Source organism: Microcoleus sp. PH2017_12_PCY_D_A (assembly GCF_020738565.1).
Lineage (GTDB): Bacteria > Cyanobacteriota > Cyanobacteriia > Cyanobacteriales > Microcoleaceae > Microcoleus.
On the sequence record NZ_JAEQCI010000012.1, the window covers coordinates 94,248 to 116,485 of the forward strand.

General features: G+C 44.1%; 19 protein-coding genes and 1 pseudogene. 15 read left to right on the plus strand and 5 right to left on the minus strand.

Features of this window, described 5'->3' with window-relative positions:
* Positions 1-182 precede the first annotated feature (182 nt).
* Positions 183-2,297, minus strand: a pseudogene (locus JGK39_RS01900) (thioredoxin domain-containing protein).
* A gap of 547 nt (positions 2,298-2,844) precedes the next feature.
* On the opposite strand from JGK39_RS01900, the gene JGK39_RS01905 reads away from it, so the two are divergent.
* The 5 genes from JGK39_RS01905 (at position 2,845) to JGK39_RS01925 (ending at position 7,759) form a co-directional block, all read left to right on the plus strand.
* Positions 2,845-3,510, plus strand: a complete 666-nt coding sequence (locus JGK39_RS01905) for a PEP-CTERM sorting domain-containing protein (protein ID WP_293247156.1) — start codon at positions 2,845-2,847, stop codon at positions 3,508-3,510.
* 161 nt (positions 3,511-3,671) lie between these two features.
* On the plus strand, positions 3,672-4,508 hold the full coding sequence (gene crtA, locus JGK39_RS01910) for a cyanoexosortase A (RefSeq protein ID WP_293247159.1): 837 nt from the start codon (positions 3,672-3,674) through the stop codon (positions 4,506-4,508).
* 361 nt (positions 4,509-4,869) lie between these two features.
* Positions 4,870-6,465 carry a PQQ-binding-like beta-propeller repeat protein gene (locus JGK39_RS01915; protein ID WP_293295568.1) on the plus strand — a complete coding sequence of 532 codons (1,596 nt, stop codon included), beginning with the start codon at positions 4,870-4,872 and terminating at the stop codon, positions 6,463-6,465.
* Positions 6,466-6,595: 130 nt separating this feature from the next.
* Positions 6,596-7,093, plus strand: a complete 498-nt coding sequence (locus tag JGK39_RS01920) for a 2TM domain-containing protein (RefSeq protein ID WP_293295570.1) — start codon at positions 6,596-6,598, stop codon at positions 7,091-7,093.
* Positions 7,094-7,384: 291 nt separating this feature from the next.
* A complete protein-coding gene (locus JGK39_RS01925; RefSeq protein ID WP_293295571.1) occupies positions 7,385-7,759 on the plus strand; it encodes a hypothetical protein in 375 nt (124 codons plus the stop codon).
* Between the two features lie 93 nt (positions 7,760-7,852).
* Here the strand turns inward: JGK39_RS01925 and JGK39_RS01930 are convergent, their stop codons facing one another.
* On the minus strand, positions 7,853-8,122 hold the full coding sequence (locus tag JGK39_RS01930; RefSeq protein ID WP_293295573.1) for a hypothetical protein: 270 nt from the start codon (positions 8,120-8,122) through the stop codon (positions 7,853-7,855).
* Between the two features lie 370 nt (positions 8,123-8,492).
* On the opposite strand from JGK39_RS01930, the gene JGK39_RS01935 reads away from it, so the two are divergent.
* The 3 genes from JGK39_RS01935 to JGK39_RS01945 all read left to right on the plus strand — a co-directional run bounded on the left by JGK39_RS01935 (position 8,493) and on the right by JGK39_RS01945 (position 11,143).
* Positions 8,493-9,710, plus strand: a complete 1,218-nt coding sequence (locus tag JGK39_RS01935; RefSeq protein WP_293295575.1) for a hypothetical protein — start codon at positions 8,493-8,495, stop codon at positions 9,708-9,710.
* 10 nt (positions 9,711-9,720) lie between these two features.
* Positions 9,721-9,954: a hypothetical protein gene (locus JGK39_RS01940; protein ID WP_293295577.1), complete on the plus strand. Its 234-nt coding sequence runs from the start codon at positions 9,721-9,723 to the stop codon at positions 9,952-9,954.
* Between the two features lie 550 nt (positions 9,955-10,504).
* Positions 10,505-11,143, plus strand: coding sequence for a restriction endonuclease subunit R (locus JGK39_RS01945; RefSeq protein ID WP_293295579.1), 639 nt, complete (start codon positions 10,505-10,507; stop codon positions 11,141-11,143).
* A 148-nt stretch (positions 11,144-11,291) separates the two neighbouring features.
* Here JGK39_RS01945 and JGK39_RS01950 read toward each other — a convergent pair whose 3' ends face one another.
* The 3 genes from JGK39_RS01950 to JGK39_RS01960 all read right to left on the minus strand — a co-directional run bounded on the left by JGK39_RS01950 (position 11,292) and on the right by JGK39_RS01960 (position 13,652).
* Positions 11,292-11,627, minus strand: a complete 336-nt coding sequence (locus JGK39_RS01950) for a ribulose bisphosphate carboxylase small subunit (RefSeq protein WP_293295580.1) — start codon at positions 11,625-11,627, stop codon at positions 11,292-11,294.
* Between the two features lie 48 nt (positions 11,628-11,675).
* Positions 11,676-12,086 (minus strand): chaperonin family protein RbcX, encoded by a 411-nt coding sequence (locus tag JGK39_RS01955; RefSeq protein ID WP_293295582.1) that lies wholly within the window; start codon positions 12,084-12,086, stop codon positions 11,676-11,678.
* A gap of 135 nt (positions 12,087-12,221) precedes the next feature.
* Positions 12,222-13,652, minus strand: a complete 1,431-nt coding sequence (locus tag JGK39_RS01960) for a form I ribulose bisphosphate carboxylase large subunit (protein WP_293295583.1) — start codon at positions 13,650-13,652, stop codon at positions 12,222-12,224.
* Between the two features lie 761 nt (positions 13,653-14,413).
* On the opposite strand from JGK39_RS01960, the gene JGK39_RS01965 reads away from it, so the two are divergent.
* From JGK39_RS01965 to JGK39_RS01995, 7 genes are all read left to right on the plus strand, one after another.
* Complete coding sequence (locus JGK39_RS01965; RefSeq protein ID WP_293295584.1) at positions 14,414-16,174, plus strand: serine/threonine-protein kinase; 1,761 nt, start codon at positions 14,414-14,416, stop codon at positions 16,172-16,174.
* A gap of 233 nt (positions 16,175-16,407) precedes the next feature.
* Positions 16,408-17,697 carry an ATP-binding protein gene (locus JGK39_RS01970; RefSeq protein ID WP_293295586.1) on the plus strand — a complete coding sequence of 430 codons (1,290 nt, stop codon included), beginning with the start codon at positions 16,408-16,410 and terminating at the stop codon, positions 17,695-17,697.
* Positions 17,698-17,966: 269 nt separating this feature from the next.
* Positions 17,967-19,766 (plus strand): tetratricopeptide repeat protein, encoded by a 1,800-nt coding sequence (locus JGK39_RS01975; protein ID WP_293295588.1) that lies wholly within the window; start codon positions 17,967-17,969, stop codon positions 19,764-19,766.
* A 222-nt stretch (positions 19,767-19,988) separates the two neighbouring features.
* Positions 19,989-20,468, plus strand: a complete 480-nt coding sequence (locus tag JGK39_RS01980) for a hypothetical protein (protein ID WP_293302395.1) — start codon at positions 19,989-19,991, stop codon at positions 20,466-20,468.
* Positions 20,469-20,485: 17 nt separating this feature from the next.
* A complete protein-coding gene (locus JGK39_RS01985) occupies positions 20,486-20,971 on the plus strand; it encodes a hypothetical protein (protein WP_293295591.1) in 486 nt (161 codons plus the stop codon).
* Positions 20,972-21,126: 155 nt separating this feature from the next.
* On the plus strand, positions 21,127-21,543 hold the full coding sequence (locus JGK39_RS01990; RefSeq protein WP_293295592.1) for an aspartyl protease family protein: 417 nt from the start codon (positions 21,127-21,129) through the stop codon (positions 21,541-21,543).
* A gap of 182 nt (positions 21,544-21,725) precedes the next feature.
* Positions 21,726-22,235: an N-acetyltransferase gene (locus JGK39_RS01995; RefSeq protein WP_293295594.1), complete on the plus strand. Its 510-nt coding sequence runs from the start codon at positions 21,726-21,728 to the stop codon at positions 22,233-22,235.
* Positions 22,236-22,238 lie beyond the last annotated feature (3 nt).

Here is a 22,238-nt window from a genome sequence, read left to right on the forward strand (position 1 = left end):
CTAACATTGAAAGGACTAAAGTCCTTACTACGAACCAGTTTGATCGTTCGGACTTCAGTCCTTCTGCTTCTCTAAAGGTTTGATCGTTCGGACTTCAGTCCTTCTCCTCTAAAGATTTGTAGTAAGGAGTTCAGTCTTTCTCCTCTAAAGGTTTGATCGTTCGGACTTCAGTCCTTCTCCTTCTATACCCGCGTTTGACTGTGCAGAATTTCTGCCAACAGCATCTCTAGATTTTTCGCAGGTTCTTTGCAAGTCAAACACTCACAAACTAACCCGATAACACCTTCAGGCAAATCAGTCTCAATCTGACAGACAGCAGTCGGAGAATACCGCGAAATCAACCCAGAAATCTGGTCTGGCGAAGTGCGAACCAGGGTAGAATGGTGATACCAATCCAAAGCCGAAAGCAGACTGGGACAAGCTTGGGGACTATCTCGGACAATACTGCTGAAAGCCTGCAAAGCTTGTTGGGCGCGATCGAGATATTCTAAATTTTGGCCCAGCAGCGCCAAACGAACCAAAGAGGCGATCGCAACTCCATTCGCCGCCGGAGTAGCATTGTCAGTATAACTGCGTTCCCGCACCAACAAATCCCCGCTAGCATCCTTAGCAGTATTGTAATACCCGCCCAATTCCACGCTCCACAAAAACTCATCAAACTCATCTTGTACCCGCACAGCTTTCTCCAACCAAAACTGAGAACTTGGTAACTGCTGTGCTGCTTCCGCGTTTCCTAACATCAAACTCCCTTGATGCAAATCCAACAAAGCTTTCACAAACAAAGCATAATCTTCCGACTGCGCCGCCACCGCCGATTGTCCGTCATAATTCAGCCGCTGAAACCGCCCGTCAATCCACTGATTGTCTAAAATAAAATTAGCAGCTTTCACAGCCAATTCCAAATACTCAAAATTTCCAAAAACAGCCGCCGCCCGCGCCAAACCCGAAATCATTAAGCTATTCCAAGCAGCAATCATTTTCGTGTCAGTAACTGCGGGAATTCTCCCCGGCCAACTGTCGTTTTTAGCTTCCTGATTGTTGCGGGCTGGCGGAAAGATTTCCACAGTATCTGGACTGCCGCCGTAGCGCACAGCAAAAAGTTTAGCTAAAGCCATTTCTACCGTTTCGCTGAGTTTTCCCGGATGCCGGCGCTGCAATACATTTTTGCCTTCAAAATTGCCGCTGCGACTCACGTCAAACTGTTCTTGGATTTCCGCAAATTCCTGGACAGTTAACAGCGTTTGTAGTTCGGTGTAAGTCCAAACATAAAACGCTCCTTCTTCCGGTTCAGACCCCCCCGTTGCCCCCCCTTGGTAAGGGGGGGTTGGGGGGGTAAAACTGTCGGCATCCTGTGCAGCGTAGAAATAACCACTCGGCGCGGTCATTTCTCGCTTCTACCATTCTACTGTCCGCGCGATCGCACTTGCAAAAGCAGGCTCTTCAATCCCCGCACTCCACAAATTCGCTAAATACTCAACAATTTGACCGTTATCGTAGAGCATTTTTTCAAAGTGCGGCACAGTCCAAGTCGCGTCAACCGTGTAGCGGTGAAATCCCCCCGCAACGTGGTCGTAAATGCCGCCCAAGGCTAAGTCTAAGCCGCGTTGAGTGCAGACTTGTTTGCTGTCATATTTTGCATCAAAATTAAAGCGCGTTCCCCGCAGTGCTAGCTCAGCATAGGGCATCATTGGAAAACTGGGCCCGGGGTTACTGCCGGCAATAATTCCGGTATTGAGTTCTAAGCCTTTTTGGAAGATTTCGCGATTTAATTCTGCGGTTGCTGCTGTCAGCAGTACCGACTGATGGAGGTTGTCTAAAATTTCTCCTTTGAAAGCTTGCAATTTGCGCTTTTCTGTGTAGTAAAAGCGGCGAATTGATTGCAACACTTCTAAAAATCCGGGGCGTCCGTAGCGCGGAGTTACGGGGAAATAAGTGCCGCCATAGAAGGGAATTCGCTCGTCGGGAGTGAGAAAAACGTTGAGCGGCCAACCGCCTTGGCCCGTCATCATTTGCAAAGCTTGCATATATATGCTGTCGATGTCCGGGCGTTCTTCGCGATCGACTTTTATCGGTACAAACTGCGAATTCATGTATTCGGCGATCGCGCGATCGGAAAACGCTTCCCCTTCCATCACGGTACACCAGTGGCAGCTAGAGTAGCCGATCGACAGGAAAATCGGTTTATTTTGGCTGCGGGCCGTTTCTAACGCTTCATCGCACCAGGGCCACCAGTCGATCGGATTTTCCGCGTGTTTCCGCAGGTAAAGGCTTTGGGATTGAGCAAGACGGTTGACCATAATCAAAGATAATTTAACTCGTGCTGACTGCGCTTGTTACTTCTCTAGCAGTTTAGCGCCAGATGTTTTACTTGCATCCTGGTCACTCGCCCTCTTTTTAAATTATAACTCAATATGCTTGGATTAACGGTTTTGCGTATCATTGCTGACCGGAGCGAACAGCGCAGCAATCTCCATATCTGTGTTTCACCGACTTTTACTTCCGCAGCGGTATTATCCCAAGGATATTGTCTGATAGCTAAGTTATCTGGGTTGAAAATGAGTCGAGCGTGTCGGATAACCTTCAATCAACATAGGTTACACTGTGTTTTTTGCTGATTGCAGCCGTTGCTGCTGTTAAAATCAAAATCTACGTGCGTAAGAGAAAACCCCTAAGTATGGCCATCGATACCGACAATCTGGGTAATTTTTCGGAGAATCTTCATCGCCAAAAACTTCATCAAAACTTTATCAAAAACTATTGCATTTACCTGTGCTTCGGTTTAGATTAAAGATGTGAAATAAACAAACATAAGTCCAGCAAAATTGCAAATCTAAGGTATTAATCATGAAATTCCCATTAACATTTGTTCAGTCCATTGTATCTGTTGCCAGTGTCGCTGCTCTTAGTGCTTTGTCCGCTGCACCTGCCTCCGCTTTCACGTTTGGTAATATCGTGGGTGGCGATACAGTGGGAGACGCCTATAAAGATAGCTTTACATTTGACGTAACAGGAGATGCCTCATCAGTTTTTTTTAAGATTGCCAACTCGGGCAATGCCGCAGCCTCTACTATGTTTATTAGTAAAGTTTTCTTTGATGATAATGGCTATCTGTCTGCTCCCTCGGCTAACGTTGGCAACACTGGTGACGTAGCCTTTACTGGTGGTGCTTCTGGCGATCGGCTCCCTCAAGGTGGTAATGGCTTCACCACAGACTATGCCTTCTCAAGTAACAATGGTGCTGGTAATAAATGGGGCGTCCAAGGTGGCGAAGCTCTGGGATTGAGCTTTAGCGGTAATTATAATAACGTAGTTGCCGCCTTAAATAGCGGTGCCTTAAAATTAGGTTTGCACGTTCAAGCGTTGCCAAATGGTGCAAGCGATAGTTTCATCAGCAGCAGCGGCAACACTGAAAATACTCCCGAACCTTTAACCATGCTTGCTGCAGGAGCCGCCGTTGGTTTTGGCGCCATGTTCAAAAAGCAACGCGCTCAGGCTCAAAAAGCTGAATAGACAACCATCATTTTCAGGGGTTTTGCATCAGGGCTTGACCCCAAAATAATTACTTTTAGATCTCTCTCAAAATCTGGTTTCATCAAGAAACCAGCTTTCCTATTATCTGGGTATTATTTAAATGACACCATCTAATCTCTCAACTAATAACTAATATCAAAATGTTCAACAGAAAACTTTTTTGGCTAATCGTTATCGCCACAGGTTTAATAACCCTGAACATGACACTCCTTTGGAAAATGGGGGATAGGGCACATTTTTATATGAGTCTAGTTTTTTGGTTGGCTGTGGGTTCCATACTTTGGGATAAGCAGAATATTCTCAAACAAAGCGGAGGAAAAAGAGATCTATTATCTCTAGTTGCCGGAACCATATTAATAGCTTTTATTTTATTTAAAAGTGCCATGGTTTCCAATAAATTAGATCCATTCTTAAGAGTTGCACCTTTTTTGTCTGGTTTAGGCTTGGGCATAATTGCGGTAGGTTTTCAGGATTTAAAAAAATATTGGCGTGAATTAGTAATACTATTTTTTCATGGCGTTCCCAGTGCAATTACAGCACCTTTGTCTGAGTTTATTGCCAGTTTTACTGCTAAGTCGGCTCATGTTATTTTGTGGTATTTAGGATTTGATGTAATGCGTGAGGGTAACTACGTTAGTTTACCAACAGGAAGAGTCTTGGTATATGGGGGATGTTCGGGTCTGGAGGCAATGAATTACTTATTAGGTTTATCCGTAGTTTGTTTGGTGATGTTTCCTACCAAGCAAAATAAAGCTTTGGCAATAGGTTTCGCTATCGCTTGCGGTTATATTGTCAATGCTTTTAGAGTGGCTGCAATGGCATTGTTAGTTGCACATAAGCGCCTAGATTTATTTAAATATTGGCATGATGGTGAAGGTTCTTTAGTTGTGGGAATGATAGGGGTAATTTTGTTTGGAATATTTTATCAATTCATGTTAAAAAAAGATAGCAAAATTAGTAAACCCTCTGTAAACTAATTAGTTTCCATTTGTACAAATATGACGCCAGCATTAGTTGAAATACCATCGATATCGTTGAGTATCCCAGAAGGTAAACCTGCTACTTGAGATAATTTTATCGCAGCTCTAGTTTTAATAATATTGTGATGATATTTTATATTCGGTTGGCCAAACAAGCAAATCCGAAATTTACTTTTTTTAGTAATGAGTTATGAGTTATTGCTTGTTAGTTATTTAACAATTATCTGCGGCTGAAAGACGGCATGGTAGACACGGGCAATACCCCCTAAAAAATTATTTAGACGCACTCTCGTTAAATTTATTCATGCCGACCTACTCAATCATGTTTTAATATGATGATTGATTATTGAGAGCCACAATGAGTTTATCATCTCGGAGAACCTTCAATCAACGGCTTGGACAATTTTTACTGACTGCGGCAGTTCCTCCCGCTATTCTCAAACAGTGCCAAGCTGAACCATCAAACCAAGCCGAACCATCAAACCAAGCGGTATTAAAAAGCAATAGTAAGAAAGTTCCGACTAAAAAAGTAGTCCAAGAAGTAGAATTATTCGTGCCGACTTTTTTGGGAAATGACCAGCGCAGGTTTTACGGTAGAGGTGTCCCCAAAGGCTTGAAGTTAATCAACAAATTTGAGCTAGGAAGCGGCCGGACTTTTCTGGGAAGGCAATCTCAAGTTTGGAGTGGTGCCGGTTGGACAGGACAGCCAACAATTACTAGAGACCGGGATAAAACTTATTTAATTATAGGTTCTTTCGACCACTATTTGCACAAAATAGACATGGCGACTAATAAAGAAGTTTGGCGCTATGAATTTGATGATATAATTAAAGGAACTTCAACAATTTATATCGACAAAACAGCCAGCGCTGAAAACAGAATTGTGATTTTGCAAGGCAGCCGCAGCGGTGGTGGTGGCAAAAATGTTGTCCCGAGTTTTCGGGCAATATCTTTTAGAACCGGCAAGGAACTGTGGAAGTTGGACATCAGGAGAACGCCCAGCTACAGCCAGGATAACGACAGCAGCGCTTTGTATCTGGGCGATGGCGTGTTGTTCAATGCGGGGGAAAATGCGATCGGCTATTTTATCAATAGTTCGGCCAGCAAAGCTAAAGTTAAACAAGGAATTAAGCAACCGCAAATCTTGTCGGAAGTGCAGCTTTATGCGTCGGGAGATATCAGCAAGCACGGCGGTAACTTGGTAGCAGAATCATCTCCGTCTCGGCTCAAAGATAGATTATTTATAGCTGCGGGTTCTGGACATATTTATGGTATCAGTATTAAAACCAAAAAGATAGTATGGGATTTCTATACTGGTTCAGATATTGATGGAAGTGCTGTAATTTCTAAATCGGGGAAACTGTTTTGTGCGATCGAAAAACAATACATTGCAGGTAACGGTGGAGTCCTCAAACTAAATCCCAACAAAGAACCGAATGCCAGCGTCGAATGGTTTTTACCTACCGGAAATCGCCGGCTTTCTGGCTGGGAAGGCGGGATAATCGGTTCGGTGGCGCTGAATGATGAGTACAATCCTGGGGGGTTTCCAGCGCTATTTGCCACAAATGCGATCGACGGCAATTTGTACATCGGTTCCCAAGATACGATTACAGGGAAAAAAAATGCTGTGCCTTGGCGAAATCAGTCTTACGATACTCCGGTAATCGTGTTTAAAAAGGAGATTGGTTCTTCGATTTCGACTCCGATTTTTACTGATGGGAATAAACTGATTAGTGCGGGATATAATGGTGTTTATTTGTTTGAGTTGAAGTGGGAACGGGCAAAATCGGGGGATAAGAATGCTTTGAAAAATGCTAAAGGCGAGTTTTACCGTTTGAAGGTAAAAGAATCGGGGAGATTTAAACCGGGTTTGTCGTTTGAGGCGACACCTGTAGTTTGGGAGGGGCTGGTGAAGATTTGCGCCAGGGACGGCTGGATGTATACTTTGGGTTAGAATAAAGGTTTGTAGTGAGGACTTTAGTCCGCATTTTCCGGGTGTTGAAATCCGCCACTGTCCCTACCTACCGTTTAACAGCGCTTGTCTCTATCATAGAAAGGATATCAGGAATTATAGGAAACTTGTTATGGCAACAAATGACAGCCAAATAAATCAAATTTACGGTGCTGAGGATGCCCAAGGTATTTTACAGCTTGCGATCGCCCGGCGACAAGATGACGGCGAACTTTCCCGAGTGCAGCTTTTCGAGATTGGGGCGGAATTGGGCATTTCCGAACAGGATATTATCGCGGCGGAACAGCAATGGTTGACCACTAGAGGCGAATCTCAAGAAAAACTGGTTTTTAACTCTTACCGTCGGGGTAAATTGCGGAAAAACTTGACAAAGTACGGCATTGTCAATACTTTTTTAGTTTTGTTTAATCTAGCAGGATCGCACGAGCTTTCTTGGTCGCTGTTCATTTTACTAACCTGGGGATTGGGATTGTCGCTGAATGCTTGGAATGTTTATCAAAATGAAGGGGAAGATTACGAACAAGCGTTTGGGCGGTGGCGTTTGAAGAAACAGGTGGGAGAGTCTATCGGTACTGCGACGGATAAGTTTATGAAGTGGTTGCAGTCTTGATATTCAGTCTCTTTTTTGTCAATAACAGATTTATCGCCTAATGTGTGCGATTGATTCACGAACTTCGCAATTACAGAGGAAACTAATCAATTTTAACATCAGTCTTCATCGCGCGGACTTCCGCTTTGAGATGAGGATTTAACCTCCAGGCGAGCTATTGCGAAGTACCAAAAATCAGTTGCAAATTTAATTATGTTCGATCGCCAAATCCCAACCTCAAGCAAAAAATGCTATAATACCAACTTTAACTGCTAAACTTAAGTCCGCGAGGCGGAAACACAGGAAAATCTTATGGTGATTATTACCTCACAAGAAATTGCCCAATTTCGATCGCAATTAGCGGAATATCCCGCAGCCCTCAAAGCCCTAGACGAAATCGAAGATTGTGAAGGCAACATCGAAGATGCAGCGATTTCTCTAGCAATTCAAGCTGGACAAGAGCCGAATATTTCTGAAAACTGGTTGGACGGATTGGCAAAAAGATGCCGCGTTGCTATTTGTAAATCTGAGGTAAAAGAAGACTTGATAAACGGACAATTGAATGCAGCATTTAGAGATTTAGTTGCTGCCAAAACTTGCCCGCAGATTTTGGTGACATCGGTGATTATTTATGTATTTAAAACTGGGGTAAATGATTTTTGCGAGCCTCTTGAATATCAATTGTAAAGCTATCGATGGAGTTAAGATCGCCCCGATTTCCCAAAATCATGATACAACGAGGCGACTCTCTCGGCATAGCTACGTCATGGGTACTTTTATCTACCGCTGTGGGCTGCTGTAGCTAGCAGGAACGACATCCGGCGACAAACCCAAAGATTTCCCAAGCAAGCGAGCAAGTTGCACTAAAAAATTAGCAGTATCTTCGTCACCTTCCCGGGCCATGGAAGCTGATATCTGGATTAGCATTTGCACAAATCCCGCATCTATTAAATCGGAACAGGAACTTAAAACCTCTGGTTCTTGGCCGTTGGGACAGGTAAGCACTCGCTCGATCAAGTTCAAATAAGCCTCTTGGCGTTCTGGATTCATTTTGGGGGGAAATGTACGGTAAATAATTTATTATTACGTTTAACTCTGTTCTGTCAATCAGGCGATCGCATATGCGATCCCCGTCTTTCCTCTAGAATCTCCATTCAGTCAGGAATAGATAGAAGCTTAAAGAAAATCTTAAGTTTTTTAATGCTAGTTTTGTCGAAGTAAGGTGTTATTTGGCACACTCTAATGTTAGGTAAGGTGCGCAGTGCGCACCCTACAATTTAAGGGAATTAGAAGGTAAGGTGCGCAGTGCGCACCCTACAATTTAAGGGAATTAGAAGGTAAGGTGCTACGATTCAAGGGAATTAGAAGGTAAGGTGCGCAGTGCGCACCCTACGATTCAAGGGAATTAGGAATATAAAACATGAAAATAGGAATATTTTTAGGAAATCTCGGAAATCCCGCCATCTACTATCCCACACTAGGCAAAATTACTGGCGGAGTCACTGCTAGCATTTTTCTGTGTCAATTATTGCAATGGCAAGCACAACAGTCGAAATCCGCCGAATGGGTAAAAACTAACAGCGGCGAAATTGAAAAAGCTACAGGTTTAAATCGCGAAGAACAGGAACTTGCGATCAAATTGCTGAAAGTGCGATCGCTCCTGAAGGAAAAATCCACAAATCCCAACACTCTCGAACTCTGGGCGGACATTGACGCTTTCGAGGAAAAACTTAATAACTTGTTTGCCACTAATCCGGCTGATATTATAACAGAAACAATCCGCGAAAACAACAATCCCCCTGTAGAAATAGTTGCGGCAACTTCCCCCCAAAATCATGAAGTTAAAACCGACAAATATTTCGGGCAACCGCGCCAGCAAATAGCGGTTGCAGTCAATCCAAATTACAGATTTAGCGGGCCTTGGAATTCCCAAGAAGAACTGCATAACTTTCAGCGAGCTTTAGAAGAATATGCCAGACAGCATAACTTATGGTTTGGCAATCCTTCGGGATGGGCTTTTAAAATTATTGACAGCATGACAAAGGGCTTAACTTCGACTTTTTGGGACGAGTTTATCGCCGGAATTCCTTTAGGAGAAAGTCAGAAAGTTAAGCGGGAGTGGGAAATTGAGCCGGAAGTGCCTTATCCGGCGTTTGAGGAGGAGCGAATTCAGTATTACGTGCACAAAGGCGAACCGCTGGAAGCAGCGGTATCTAAAGCCCGCGCTGATTTGAGAAATCCGGTTTTGGGTAAGGATTTGTGGGAGGGTTTTTTGCGAAAGTGCGATCGTATTGCGGACGATGCGCTCAAAGCCAAAAACCAAGGCGTGCAAAACGCATATTTGCCCTCTTCTTTCAATGAAAAACCGCAAATTACCAAAGAAAGCGTGATGCAGAAATTAGGGGCGATCGCGCCGCAATTAGCCCTGAATCAATCCACATCTGAACCAATCGCAGAACCGCCAAAGCTCGAACAACAACAGCCACCAACTACCGACGAAATCCCGAGTATTTCCTTTTTGCAAAAAGCTTACCAAACTTCTCTAGGTCGAAGTATCGTTGAAAAACAAATAGCTGCTAATCCAGAATGGGGCTATGAAATAGTTGACGGTGAAATCGTAGAATCTATCCCTTTTTAATGAGGCTAACATGAAACGAATTAGCGATATCAATCCGCTGGGAAGTGAGCGCCCAAATCCTTCAGATGCAGAAAGAGAAAAGCTGCGTCAGGAAAGATTGCAGCGGGAAAAAAGTTTAGGTTTTCAGCAGTTAACAGAACTTTGCACCTTGGGCGAATATGACATGGCGAAACAACTTGCAGCTAAGCATTCTAGTTGGGGTTACGAAATAGTTGACGGAGTTGTAATGGAGCAAATAGATTAGGTTCGTAGTAAGGACTTCAGTCCTTAAAATTGTGAAATAGTTGACGGAGTTGTAATGGAGCAAATAGATTAGGTTCGTAGTAAGGACTTCAGTCCTTAAAATTGTGAAATAGTTAACAGATTTTTAATAGAGCAAATAGATTAGGTTCGTAGTAAGGACTTCAGTCCTTAAAATTGTGAAATAGTTGACGGAGTTGTAATGGAGGAAATAGATTAGGTTCGTAGTAAGGACTTCAGTCCTTAAAATTGTGAAATAGTTGACAGATTTTTAATAGAGCAAATAGATTAGGTTCGTAGTAAGGACTTCAGTCCTTAAACTTATGAAATAGTTGACGGAGTTGTAATGGAGCAAATAGATTAGGTTCATAGTAAGGACTTTAGTCCTTAAAGTTTTGAAATAGTTGACAGATTTTTAATAGAGCAAATAGATGAGGTTCGCAGTCAATATTTTAGTCCTTAAAGCAGAAGATAGACGGACTGAAGTCCTTACTACGAACCTAGTTTTGTGCATATGTTATAATTTCAATAGAGACTTGATTGGTTTTAAAGTTATGACAGTTATTAATGCCAAAAACCTCACGCTCAATGAAGTTAGTGATTTTTTGAAGTTTCAACAACTCTTTAACAACGACACCTACCCAAGCTTTTTGTCCTTAGAACCACTCACCGAGTTTGAACAGCTAGAACTCGTGCAAATCCGCAACGATTTTCGCGAATACCTCTCTTTTGAAAGAGTCTCAGAAGGGTTGGTACAAGCTCTAACTACCTTTCCTTTGATGCGATTGGCTGGCTTTTACCGATCGCCTTTAAAGATGAGTCTGGAAGAAAATATTGCTAATATTACTATAGAAGATGAAGACACAACGATTACAGGCAGGCTTGACATCTTAGCAATCAATAAAGAGAAACAAATCGCGACTGATATACAATTTTGGATTTTAGTAATAGAATCTAAGAACAGTCTGATTGCTCCCCGTGCTGGTTTGCCCCAACTGCTAACTTATGCCTATAAAAGTTTAGAATATCAGGAGTCAGTCTGGGGACTTGCAACTAGCGGAGAGTTTTATCAGTTTGTCAATATCCGTCGTGGAAATCCGCCCACCTATCAATTAATGCCATTTCTGAGTTTGATGGAACCAGAATCTTCAGTTGTGTTACTGCAAGTGCTCAAAGCTATTTGCAAGCTCTAACAATCCAATCTTGAAACGGCGGAAGCGGCTTTTGTATGTATAGACGCGGTTTCAACCGCCGAGTCTTCTGCACAAAAAAATGAGGCGGGGAGAATTCCCTACCTCAATTTTTAGCTAACTTTTCTCTACAAAATAGAGCTGTTAAAGCTTAGTAGCCTCTGGTGTTAGGCTTGTGCACGATGAAGCTGAGCACTTGGCACTGCTTCACGTTGTCAAAACCCATGACGCGGATGTAGCAGGTGGGATTTTCAGAGCGGCAAGCTTGAACTTCAGCCATGATTTCTTGGACGCTGCGAGCACCAAACAAAGGCAACTTCCACAATGTCCAGTAGCGCATTTCAGCGGCAGAGGTTTCGTTGAATTCTACGCCGGGAATGTAGCCTTGATCCAAGATGTATTGCAGTTGCTTGGCAATTTGGGCATCTGTCAGCGGGGGCAAATATGACAGAGTTTCGTAACGACGCTCTTTAGCTAAAGTCTTCATTTTGTGTATCTCTAAGGTGTGTGTTCGATCGCGCTTTCGGGCGATCGATTAACTCGACAAATTATCCAGATTCGGTTCAGAATCTATTGATGCTTCAGGATTGCTGCTAGAAACAGACCAATTAAGTTGCGTAATTCGCTCTAAATGCTGGCGTCTGTGTTCCATATTCGCCTGTTGAATGCCAGTACAAACCATTTCTGGCAAAAATTCCGTCACATCGTGAGCCAGATACTCTCGCACAGTCATGATCCGAAATCCTAAGTCTTGATTTTCCCTCAGCAGTTCCTCAATGTAAGCTTCTCCATCTTGGATTTTGCCCTTAGTAGAAAAGTCATTCAGCCAGATTGCCAGAGGAGGATTGGTTTCGCTCAACTGAGCGACCACAATCCGCACGGATTGATAGGTTAGGTAACTTGCCAGCACCTTAGCGGTGTCTTTCGCAACTTGTTTGAGATCCATTTGACCCCAGCTCCCTCAAATTTTAGGTATTGGATTTTAGATTTTGGATGCAAACTTACTTGTAAATCTTCTTCAAAGATAAAGACTTAACAGCAAGTTTGCGACCTAAAACCTAAAATCTCCAACCAAAAATCCTTAAAGGGTATCCATTGCCTCGAACTCAAACTTGATTTCTTTCCAGAGTTCGCAAGCAACAGCCAGTTCAGGGCTCCATTTGCAAGCTTCGCGAATGATGTCTCCGCCTTCGCGCATCAAGTTGCGGCCTTCGTTGCGAGCTTGGACGCAAGCTTCCAAAGCAACGCGGTTAGCTGCTGCACCAGGTGCGTTACCCCAAGGGTGGCCCAAGGTGCCGCCGCCGAACTGCAAGCAGGAGTCGTCGCCGAAGATTTCCACCAAAGCTGGCATGTGCCAGATGTGGATACCGCCAGAAGCAACCGGCATGACACCGGGCATGGAGGCCCAATCTTGGGTGAAGTAAATACCGCGGCTGCGATCTTCTTCGATGTGGTCTTCGCGCATCAAGTCTACGAAGCCCATCGTGATGCCTTTTTCGCCTTCGAGTTTGCCCACAACTGTACCGGAGTGCAGGTGGTCGCCGCCGGACATCCGCAAGCACTTGGCAAGCACGCGGAAGTGGATACCGTGATTTTTTTGACGATCGATCACGGCGTGCATGGCGCGGTGAATGTGCAACAGAATACCGTTGCGGCGGCACCATTTGGCCAAGGTTGTGTTTGCAGTGAAACCACCGGTCAGGTAGTCGTGCATGATGATGGGGGTTTTGATTTCCTTAGCGAACTCAGCCCGCTCCATCATTTCTTCGCAGGTAGGGGCGGTTACGTTGAGGTAGTGACCCTTAACTTCGCCAGTTTCTGCTTGGGCTTTTTCAATAGCTTCTTGAACGAACAGGAAGCGATCGCGCCAGCGCATGAACGGTTGCGAGTTGATGTTTTCGTCGTCTTTGGTGAAGTCCAAACCGCCGCGTAGAACTTCGTAAACGGCGCGGCCGTAGTTCTTAGCAGACAGACCCAATTTGGGCTTAATTGTACAACCCAGCAAAGGACGGCCGTACTTGTTCAATTTGTCGCGCTCAACGGTAATACCGTGAGGAGGGCCTTGGAATGTTTTCAGGTAAGCAATGGGAATCCGCAAGTCTTCCAAACGGAGAGCGCGCAGAGCTTTGAAACCGAACACGTTACCGACCAAAGAGGTCAGCAGGTTGGTGACGGAACCTTCTTCAAACAAATCCAAAGGATAAGCGATGAAGCAGATGTATTGGTTGTCTTCGCCGGGAACTGGCTCGATGTCGTAGCAGCGACCTTTGTAGCGGTCGAGGTCGGTCAGGAGGTCAGTCCACACAGTTGTCCATGTACCGGTGGAAGATTCAGCGGCCACAGCAGCTCCAGCTTCTTCTGGGGGAACTCCTGGCTGAGGTGTGACGCGGAATGCTGCCAAAATATCTGTATCTTTCGGCGTGTAGTCCGGTGTGTAATACGTTAGTTTATAGTCTTGAACTCCGGCTTTATACCCAGCCTTTGATTGAGTTTGGGTTTGCGCGTAAGCCATATCTCGCTTCCTAGTATTCGCTTAATTTTTTTGCCCGATCGCAGGCTCTTAGAAATATATCAATAAAGTGGCGCGCTGAAATTTTAATATTCTTTTAATCATCATAAGTATTGTTTATTTATGTTTACATTAGGAAATTTTATGTAACATATCTTATAAAACAAAAGTAGCGAAGGATGCAGGGGTAAGGGCTGGGGATCGATGAGATTTTAGATTTTAGATTTTAGATTTTAGATTGGAGAAGGAGAAAAAATTAGTCATAAATACTTAAAATTATGGTGGAGATCGATTAAATTTTAGATATTAAATTTTGGGTTGGACGCAGGAAAAAATTAGTTATAAATACTTACAGAGATGGTGGGCGATCGATCTCAACTGCAATAGAGGATTGTAGCAATCTCAAATCTCAAATCCCAAATATCAAATCCCGTAAGGGGGCTAGAAACGGGGTTTCTACGAAAAATTGGCGTTTATTAACGAGAAATATACACAGAAACCGGGTTTCTGAGGTTGGAAGCGCGAAAGGTACGTAGTTGCGCTTGGGCACTCTTTCATATATGAAAGAGCGCCCAAGTGCAACTACGTACCTATAAGTCAAAAGTCGGCAGCATAGCACATAATATGGACAGGACTTGTGCCGCAAACCTGGTTTCTCAGACCAAATCCGTCGTTACAGCAATTTAACCTCGCTCAAAACCGGGTTTCTGCGTTAGCTGCACGTAAGTCTACTATGGATATCTAGCCCCATCTTTACTCTGGTTGTGCCTCACCCCCCTTCAAAAGCCGTCCACTGCATCAATCCAGATTGCCCAAGGCCTTACCCTCAGACTTGGGGCAACAATTTTTGTCAGAGTTGCGGGACTCCGCTGCGGCTAAAAAATCGCTACATACCTCTACAAGGCCTCGGTACCGGGGGTTTTGCAGCCATCTACACAGTTTGGGACGCAGAAACTGAAACCGAGCGCGTCCTGAAATTGTTGCTCGAAACTTCCCCGAAAGCGGTGAAACTGTTCGAGCAAGAAGCTTGGGTTTTGGCTATTTTGCGCCACCCGGGTGTCCCGAGAGTCGAGCCGGACGGTTATTTTCACGTGCAAACCCAAAATTTTGGAAACGGGGATAGAAATGCCACAGCGAGGCGCTTGCCTTGTTTGGTAATGGAAAAGATTCACGGCAAAACTTTAGAAGAAATTCTTGAAGATCACCCTCAGGGATGTCCGCAGGAATGGGTATTTAGTTGGCTGAGTCAAGCTGTAGATATTCTGGAGGAGTTGCACAGGTGTCAGATTATTCACCGCGACATTAAACCGAGCAATTTGATGCTGCGAGATCCAGAATCGCCACAAATTTTACTGAGCAAAGGTTTGGGCGGTTTGCAGTTGGTGGCGATCGACTTTGGGGGAGTTAAACAGATGGGCGGTGGCGAACCGGCGGGGAAAGATTCTCCGAGCTCGACGCGGTTGATTTCGCCTGGGTACAGCCCGCCGGAACAAATTGTGGGCGGCGGTGTGGTACCGGCGACGGATTTTTATGCTTTGGGGCGGACTTGCATTCATTTGCTGACGGGGAAGTATCCGGCCGAAATTGAAGATCCGATGACGGGGGAGTTGCGGTGGCGCCACATTGTGTCTGTGAGTCCGGCTTTTGCGAATTTGTTGGATGATATGGTGCGATCGAATATACAGCAGCGTCCGGCTTCGGCTGCGGATGTTCGATCGCGTTTGCAGGATATTTATGCTAGGAGTAACGGCAAAATCGCGTTAGCCCCGGCGAGTCAAGCTATTGTGGAATTTTGCCGGCAAGTAGTAGTGGCGACGGCGCAAAAAACCGCGAGTTTGACAGTTTTGGTGTTCGGCGCGATCGCCCAAATCGTGGTAGCTTCTCTGGATACGGGCTGGGAAATGGTGCTCGGTGGGGTTGGTGGATGCGCAGGGGCGATCGGCGGTTTGGTTTTGGCCTATGCTTCGCCTATTGGCCCGGAATTTGCGAATTTTTTGAATGAAGGTTTGCACCAATTAATTCCTCATATGAGTTTTGCCGTCGGGCCGGAAGTGCTATTGTTTGCTTTTGCGGGCTGGGGCACTGCGATAGGTTTGACGGATGCGGGGAGTTTTCGCCAGCAAAAACAGTATTGGCTGTCGGGATTGATGGGTGCTCAGGGCTATTTATTGGCAGGTTTGTGCTGGATGGAAGCGACTGCTTTTAGCGGCGTGCAGGGGATTATTTTGGGGGCTTTTGCGATCGCCTCTTTGACTGTGGGAATGGGTTTGCGCAGCCATCAGTTAGTTCATGCTTTGGTGGTGGCTGCTTGTTCGACGGGAATGTTTCTGTTTTTGAATGTTTTGAACATTTTTCCGGGGAGTTTTTTCGGGATTTTGTCACTGTCGTCTGGTGCTTCCTTCGGCTGGTTGCAGGTTTGGGGATCTATTGTGTTTTTTGGTTTGTTGGGAAGTGCGATCGGGCTTTGTTTGGGAGTGAGTCATTATTTAGTTGTGCCTTTGTTAAGGTGGTTGGGTTGGAAGTAGGAATTAACTATTAAATATTCAACATTTCACCTCAAATTCAGATCCCCCTAAATCCCCATTAAAAAGGGGGACTTTGAGTAATCTTGTCCCCCCCTTGTTAAGGGAGGCTAGGGGGGATCTCCGGGTCAAAAAACTCTTGTGGGATGGGCACGAGAACCAGCCCCAAAATCTACAATTTAGATGCTAGACAGTTTATAATCATGAATAACATTAAATAATAGCCTCAGAGTGCCATGTCAAAAATATTACTAGAATCTTTTCGGACAGCCTATGCAAATATGGAGTTATCGCCGCTGATAACTCCGAAAGAAGTGGCAAACTTCCGCGTAGAATACGGGACGGAAGTGATCGAAAACTTAGAGCAATTAGTTGAAGATGACCCTTCCGGTAGCGGTAAAATTATTTTCAGCGGACATCGCGGTTGCGGTAAGTCTACGCTGTTGGCTGAGTTTTGCCGCCAAATGGACGATCGCTATTTTACGGTCTTTTTCTCAATTTCCGACTTGATCGAAATGTCGGATGTCAATCATATCAATATCTTGTTTGCGATCGCAGTTCAGTTGATGGATGCCGCCGAAAAACAGGAAATTCCCATTAAACAATCAATTAAAGAATCATTTTATAACTGGTTTGCTACTAAAACTAAAACAAAAATTGATGAATTGGGCGCCAGCGGATCGGTGGGTTTTAACTTATTTAAGATGATTCAAGGCAAGTTAAAAGCTGATGCGACGATTCGCGAAGAAATTAAACAAGAGTTTATTCGCAAAGTTTCTGATTTGGTGGCGACAATTAACGAGATTGCAGCCGTAGTTGAAATTGGCGCTGACAAACCGATAATGGTGGTGATTGATGACCTGGATAAATTGGATTTAGGTGTCGTGCGCCAAATTTATCAAGAACATATTAAGGCGCTGTTTTTACCAAATTTTAGGATGATTTTAACAACTCCGATTTCGGCGCTGCGAGATGTCTCTTTGGCGGCTACTGTGGAAACAGAAACCAACGATCAAATCGTGTTCATGCCAGTCACAAAGCTATTCAAGCGCGGGGAAAGCCGGAATGCTGATGCTATTCCCATGACGGAACCGGCGGCGAGATTGAAAGAGATTTTAGCTAAACGTTTGGGAAGCGAATTGATTGAAATAGAAATACTCGATCGCCTTGTCGTTTACAGTGGTGGAGTATTGCGAGAATTGATTAGAATTGCTAACGAATGTTGTCGCATTTGTTTGCGGTTGGTGCGGCGGAATCCAGAAGCTGAGGTGAAAATTAATGCCGAGGTGTTTGAGGAAGCGATTAATAAATTGCGGATTGATTTTGATACTCGTTTGGGAACGACTGATTATGAGATGTTGATGGCAACTTATAGGGATTTTAAACCTGCCGATCCAAAAGCAAAAGAATTTTTGGACTTGCTTCATGGGTTGTATGTTTTGGAGTATCGCAATGCTGTTTTGTGGTATGATATTCATCCGATCGTGCTAGAATTGTTAAAGCAGCGAGATGATTTTCCGGGTTGATAATCTTTTTTGATAATCTGCGGTTGAAACGGCGGTTGAAACCGCGTCTACACAAACGAAGTCCGCGCAACGCGAGACTAAGATAATGTGTGAGTCCACAGTCGATCCCCCCTAGCCCCCCTTAAGAAGGGGGGGACAAGAGTGAGTACGATCAAAGTATGATCAAAGTCCCCCTTCTTAATAGGGGGACAAGAGTGAGTACGATCAAAGTCCCCCTCCTTAAGGGGGATTTAGGGGGATCGAGACTTCGATACAAATGACAATCAATTATGTCGAATCTCAACAGTCAAAACCAAGATAATTATGATGATTTACTCGTGTCAATTGAAGCGGGTAAAGATATTCTCAATTTGTTAATCGCTGTTTGCGATGATAGCGACTGTCGCGATCGCATTATCTCCGATTATGAAGCAGAACTCGAACCGGATATCCGCCGCTATCGCGTAGAATTGGCTAGAGGTGAACCGAGTTTGCGATCGGCTATTGCCAATTTAGTCGCACAAGAACCGTATTTGCAACAGGGGGGAAAAGCTGTAATCACCGTGACGGGTGTGGAGAAACTGCGGTTTTTTAAACAATTTGGCGAAAGTCGATCGGAACAAGAAGTGTTTTTTGGCTATTTGCAATGGACGCGCGAAGCATTGCGGGATTTTCCGTTTTCGATTGTGTTGTGGGTGACGCGACAAATTGAAGTTTTGATTAGCAATGAGTCTCCTGATTTTTGGAGTTGGCGGAAAGGTGTGTTTCGCTTCGATACTAAAAAAACTGCGGCTATTACGAAAGAGGAATTTGAACCGTTGCGATTGTTAGTTGAAGACGATCGTGAACTGCCAAGTTTGATTCCACTGGAAGATTTGCCGGATTTAATCGCGCGAACAGAACAGGAAAAAGGACTCCAAGACCCCTGTTTGGCAAGTATTTATGTTAGTATGGGGAAGATTCATAACAGAAGGATAGAGTTTGGGGAGTGCCAAAATTTTCAGAAAGAGTATGAATTGACGATCGATTATTTTAAAAAGGCGATATCGCTTCAACAAGATTTAGATATGGAAGCGGAATTATCAGTTAGTTTGAGTTACCTCGCGAAATTTTATAAATCTCAAGGAAGGTACTCGGAAGCCGAACCACTTTTTTTACAAGCATTACAAGTAGACAGGCTAGCGCTCCCTGAAGACCATCCAAGGTTAGGTGATCGCCTCACCACTCTAGCCAGATTTTATGAATTTCAAGGAAGATATTTGGAAGCGGAAAAACTATATTTGGAAGCATTAGAAATAGACAGGCGATCGCTCCCACAATACGATTTTAGCTTGGCAATTGCTCTCAATAATTTAGCCGGACTTTATCGTTCTCAAGGAAGGTACTCTGAAGCAGAATTGCTGTATTTACAAGCAGTAGAAATAGACAAGCGAGCGCTTGGAGAAGACCATCCCAGTTTGGCCACACGCCTCAATAATTTAGCTTTAGTTTATAAATCTCAAGGAAGGTACTCGGAAGCCGAAAGATTGTATTTGCAAGCGTTAAAAATAGGCAGGCGTTCACTTTTAGAAGATCATGCGAGTTGGGCTATTGCTATCAATAATTTAGCCGGACTTTATCGTTCCCAAGGACGGTACTCGGAAGCGGAATCCCTATATTTGGAAGCATTAGAAATACATAGGCGATCGTTGCTCCCTGAAGACAATCCTCGTTTAGCAACTGGTCTCAACAATTTAGCTTTTCTTTATAAATCTCAAGGAAGGTACTCCGAAGCGGAACCTCTGTATTTACAAGCATTAGAAATACACAGGCTATCGCTCCCTAAAGACCACCCCAGTTTAGCCATTGACCTCAACAATTTAGCCGAACTTTATAAATCCCAAGGAAGATACTCGGAAGCAGAACCGCTGTATTTGCAAGCAGTGAAAATTCTTCGCAGCAAATTGCCGGAAAATCATCCTAATCTTCTCCTATGTTGGAAAAATTATGTTGGGTTATGGCGGAAAGGAATCAGCAAAGGAATTTTTACATTTGAGCAATTGCAAAAACATCCTTTCGGGGAACAGTTATTAGCAGAAATTCAGGAATAAATCAAAATATCGCTTTCACTTATAAATATTGTTCAAATATACAATATCCACCCGGAATTGTATCTACATAAACTACGCACTCCGCCAAATAAACCGGGTTTTTACCGAATCTGCCGACGGTAAAAAAATATTTTTTTACCATAAAAACCCGGTTTCTGGACACCCTTTGTAAGTGCTGGTTAAGATGGTTGGGATAGAATCAGGAATGAATGCCAAATCACTATGCTAATCAAGTCGCTGTCAATTAAACTCGTCTCCAGATTTTCAATGGTTTGTGCTCTGACGATCGCCCTTCTCCTCCTCAACCCCAATCCAGCCAAAGCCGAATCGCGAGAACAAGCCGTCGATCGATTAACAGACTTTTTATTCTACAAGGTAAATCCTCAGTTAAACAATCGTAAACTGCAAACGGGCGATCGCAACTACATAACAGAATGGCAAAAATTGCGCGAGGCGATCGATCCGCGAGTTAAGCCCGCCCAAGAAGTCTGCAATAGTCCGGGCCCAGGAGATATCGGATGGGAATTCACCACAATTAACGGCGAAACCTACGAACAAACCTACGATCGCCTTGCAGATACAATTTTTTACAGTCGCCATCCTCAACGGACTGGACAGCCAATTCCCAAAAGCGATAAAATTAGCATCAGTGAATGGTCAGCAATTCGACAGTATATGTATATTTCTAATTGTGGATTATGAAAGGCGATCGCATCACTATGCTAATTAAATTACCGTCCATTAATTCAGTCTCGAAGTTTTCAGCGGTGTGTGCGTTGGCTTTTTCCCTTGTGCTAGGCGGCGCAAATATAGACACTGCTACAGCGCGGGATTTAGAATCACTAACTCAAGCCGTAGATAGGCTTACGGATTGGTTTTTCTACAAGGTTAATCCTCAATTGGGAGGTCGAAAATTGCGATCGGACGATTCTCCTGTCTACATCCGCGAATGGAATGCTATTCGCCGTACAGTCGATCGCGAAATGATTGCTACAGCAGGAGATTGCGTCGGTGATGCCTTCTGGGACTTCGATGCTGGTTCTCACGGGCGATCGCTCGTTAGCGGAGCCCTCGAAGAGGATCGCATTGCAGATACAATTTGGACTATCCGCGATCCATCGGGTAATAAAACTCGTGCAGATGTTTCTAAACAAGAATGGAAAAAGCTTCGACAATCAATATTTATAGAGCATTTTTGCTATTAACGTGCAAGATTTATCAGTAAAAAAAATTAGGAATGAATAAAAATATTGCGCTCAATTACAAATATTGTTAAAATATAGAATATGCACCCTAGGTTGTATCTTTTTCTCTCAAAAGTCAACGAAAACATTCTATAGCAAAACAAAAGGATAAAAAAATGGGCAGAGTTACCGCAACAATAACCGTCACCAATCACATTGATGAAATCCTGGGAGAAAGAGGGTTCATCCCCCCAGAGCAAATACGCTCTATCACCATCGATAACGTCTTAGTCGATACAGGAGCAACTCGACTCTGTTTGCCAGCAGATATTATCAGTCAGTTAGGTTTAACCCTAGTTGGTGAAATCCAAGGAAATACAGCAATAGGAGCCAGACAATTTCGTCTGTTCAAAGATGTCAGTATTGCCGTAGCTGGCCGGGAAGGCAGGTATGATTGTGTAGAACTTCCCGCAGGAGAAGAACCTTTACTAGGCTTAATTCCCCTCGAAGATTTGGGTTTAGAACCGGACTTGAGAAATCAACGGTTAAATATTTTATCAGCAGAGGGCAACCAAAGCTATATTCGAGTGTAGCATTCACAGGACTTATACCAATTTAAAACATCCTTGCTACAATAATTGATGTTGAGTTTGTTTTCTAAAATATTGTCGATGGTGCGTCGCTCGATAGATTTTTCGCCTCTTTCTTGGATACTCTCGATGAATCCACACCCTACCAATATCGTTGCATTGATTTGTCACTCTTGGTATTAGCTATGGATATCCGTACTGAAAAGCCAGAAGATGTAGCAACTGTTCGCAATGTCAATTTTGTGGCATTCGGGCGAGAAAATGAGGCAAACTTAGTCGATCGCCTGCGGGGAATTGCATCTACATTTTCCTTGGTTGCCGTACAATCGGATCGAGTAGTCGGACACATTTTCTTCAGTCCGGTTGTCATCGCAGGAAAATGTTCTAGCACTTTGTCAATTCTGGGTTTGGCGCCAGTCGCAGTTTTACCAAACTATCAGCGGCAAGGTATCGGCTCGCTGCTGATCCGCGAGGGTTTAAAACAGTGCGCCCGATCGCACTTTCAGGCAGTAGTTGTGCTGGGATCTCCTGATTTCTATTCGCGTTTCGGGTTCGTTCCTGCTAGTAGCAAAATGTTGGAAGGCGAATATGATGTACCTGATGAAGCTTTTATGGTGTTGGAGTTAGAAAGAGGAGCTTTGCAGGATTGCAGCGGAACGGTGAAATATCGATCGGAGTTTAGTCTGTGCGAGTAGCGA

Coding starts and splice junctions, on each gene's coding strand:
- JGK39_RS01915 (WP_293295568.1), top strand. CDS start 4,870: ATGAGTTTATCATCTCGGAGAACCTTCAATCAACGGCTTGGACAATTT.
- JGK39_RS01975 (WP_293295588.1), top strand. CDS start 17,967: ATGTCGAATCTCAACAGTCAAAACCAAGATAATTATGATGATTTACTC.
- JGK39_RS01945 (WP_293295579.1), top strand. CDS start 10,505: ATGACAGTTATTAATGCCAAAAACCTCACGCTCAATGAAGTTAGTGAT.
- JGK39_RS01970 (WP_293295586.1), top strand. CDS start 16,408: ATGTCAAAAATATTACTAGAATCTTTTCGGACAGCCTATGCAAATATG.
- JGK39_RS01985 (WP_293295591.1), top strand. CDS start 20,486: ATGCTAATTAAATTACCGTCCATTAATTCAGTCTCGAAGTTTTCAGCG.
- JGK39_RS01955 (WP_293295582.1), bottom strand. CDS start 12,086: ATGGATCTCAAACAAGTTGCGAAAGACACCGCTAAGGTGCTGGCAAGT.
- JGK39_RS01995 (WP_293295594.1), top strand. CDS start 21,726: ATGGATATCCGTACTGAAAAGCCAGAAGATGTAGCAACTGTTCGCAAT.
- JGK39_RS01925 (WP_293295571.1), top strand. CDS start 7,385: ATGGTGATTATTACCTCACAAGAAATTGCCCAATTTCGATCGCAATTA.
- crtA (WP_293247159.1), top strand. CDS start 3,672: ATGTTCAACAGAAAACTTTTTTGGCTAATCGTTATCGCCACAGGTTTA.
- JGK39_RS01990 (WP_293295592.1), top strand. CDS start 21,127: ATGGGCAGAGTTACCGCAACAATAACCGTCACCAATCACATTGATGAA.
- JGK39_RS01920 (WP_293295570.1), top strand. CDS start 6,596: ATGGCAACAAATGACAGCCAAATAAATCAAATTTACGGTGCTGAGGAT.
- JGK39_RS01905 (WP_293247156.1), top strand. CDS start 2,845: ATGAAATTCCCATTAACATTTGTTCAGTCCATTGTATCTGTTGCCAGT.
- JGK39_RS01950 (WP_293295580.1), bottom strand. CDS start 11,627: ATGAAGACTTTAGCTAAAGAGCGTCGTTACGAAACTCTGTCATATTTG.
- JGK39_RS01980 (WP_293302395.1), top strand. CDS start 19,989: ATGCTAATCAAGTCGCTGTCAATTAAACTCGTCTCCAGATTTTCAATG.
- JGK39_RS01960 (WP_293295583.1), bottom strand. CDS start 13,652: ATGGCTTACGCGCAAACCCAAACTCAATCAAAGGCTGGGTATAAAGCC.
- JGK39_RS01935 (WP_293295575.1), top strand. CDS start 8,493: ATGAAAATAGGAATATTTTTAGGAAATCTCGGAAATCCCGCCATCTAC.
- JGK39_RS01940 (WP_293295577.1), top strand. CDS start 9,721: ATGAAACGAATTAGCGATATCAATCCGCTGGGAAGTGAGCGCCCAAAT.
- JGK39_RS01930 (WP_293295573.1), bottom strand. CDS start 8,122: ATGAATCCAGAACGCCAAGAGGCTTATTTGAACTTGATCGAGCGAGTG.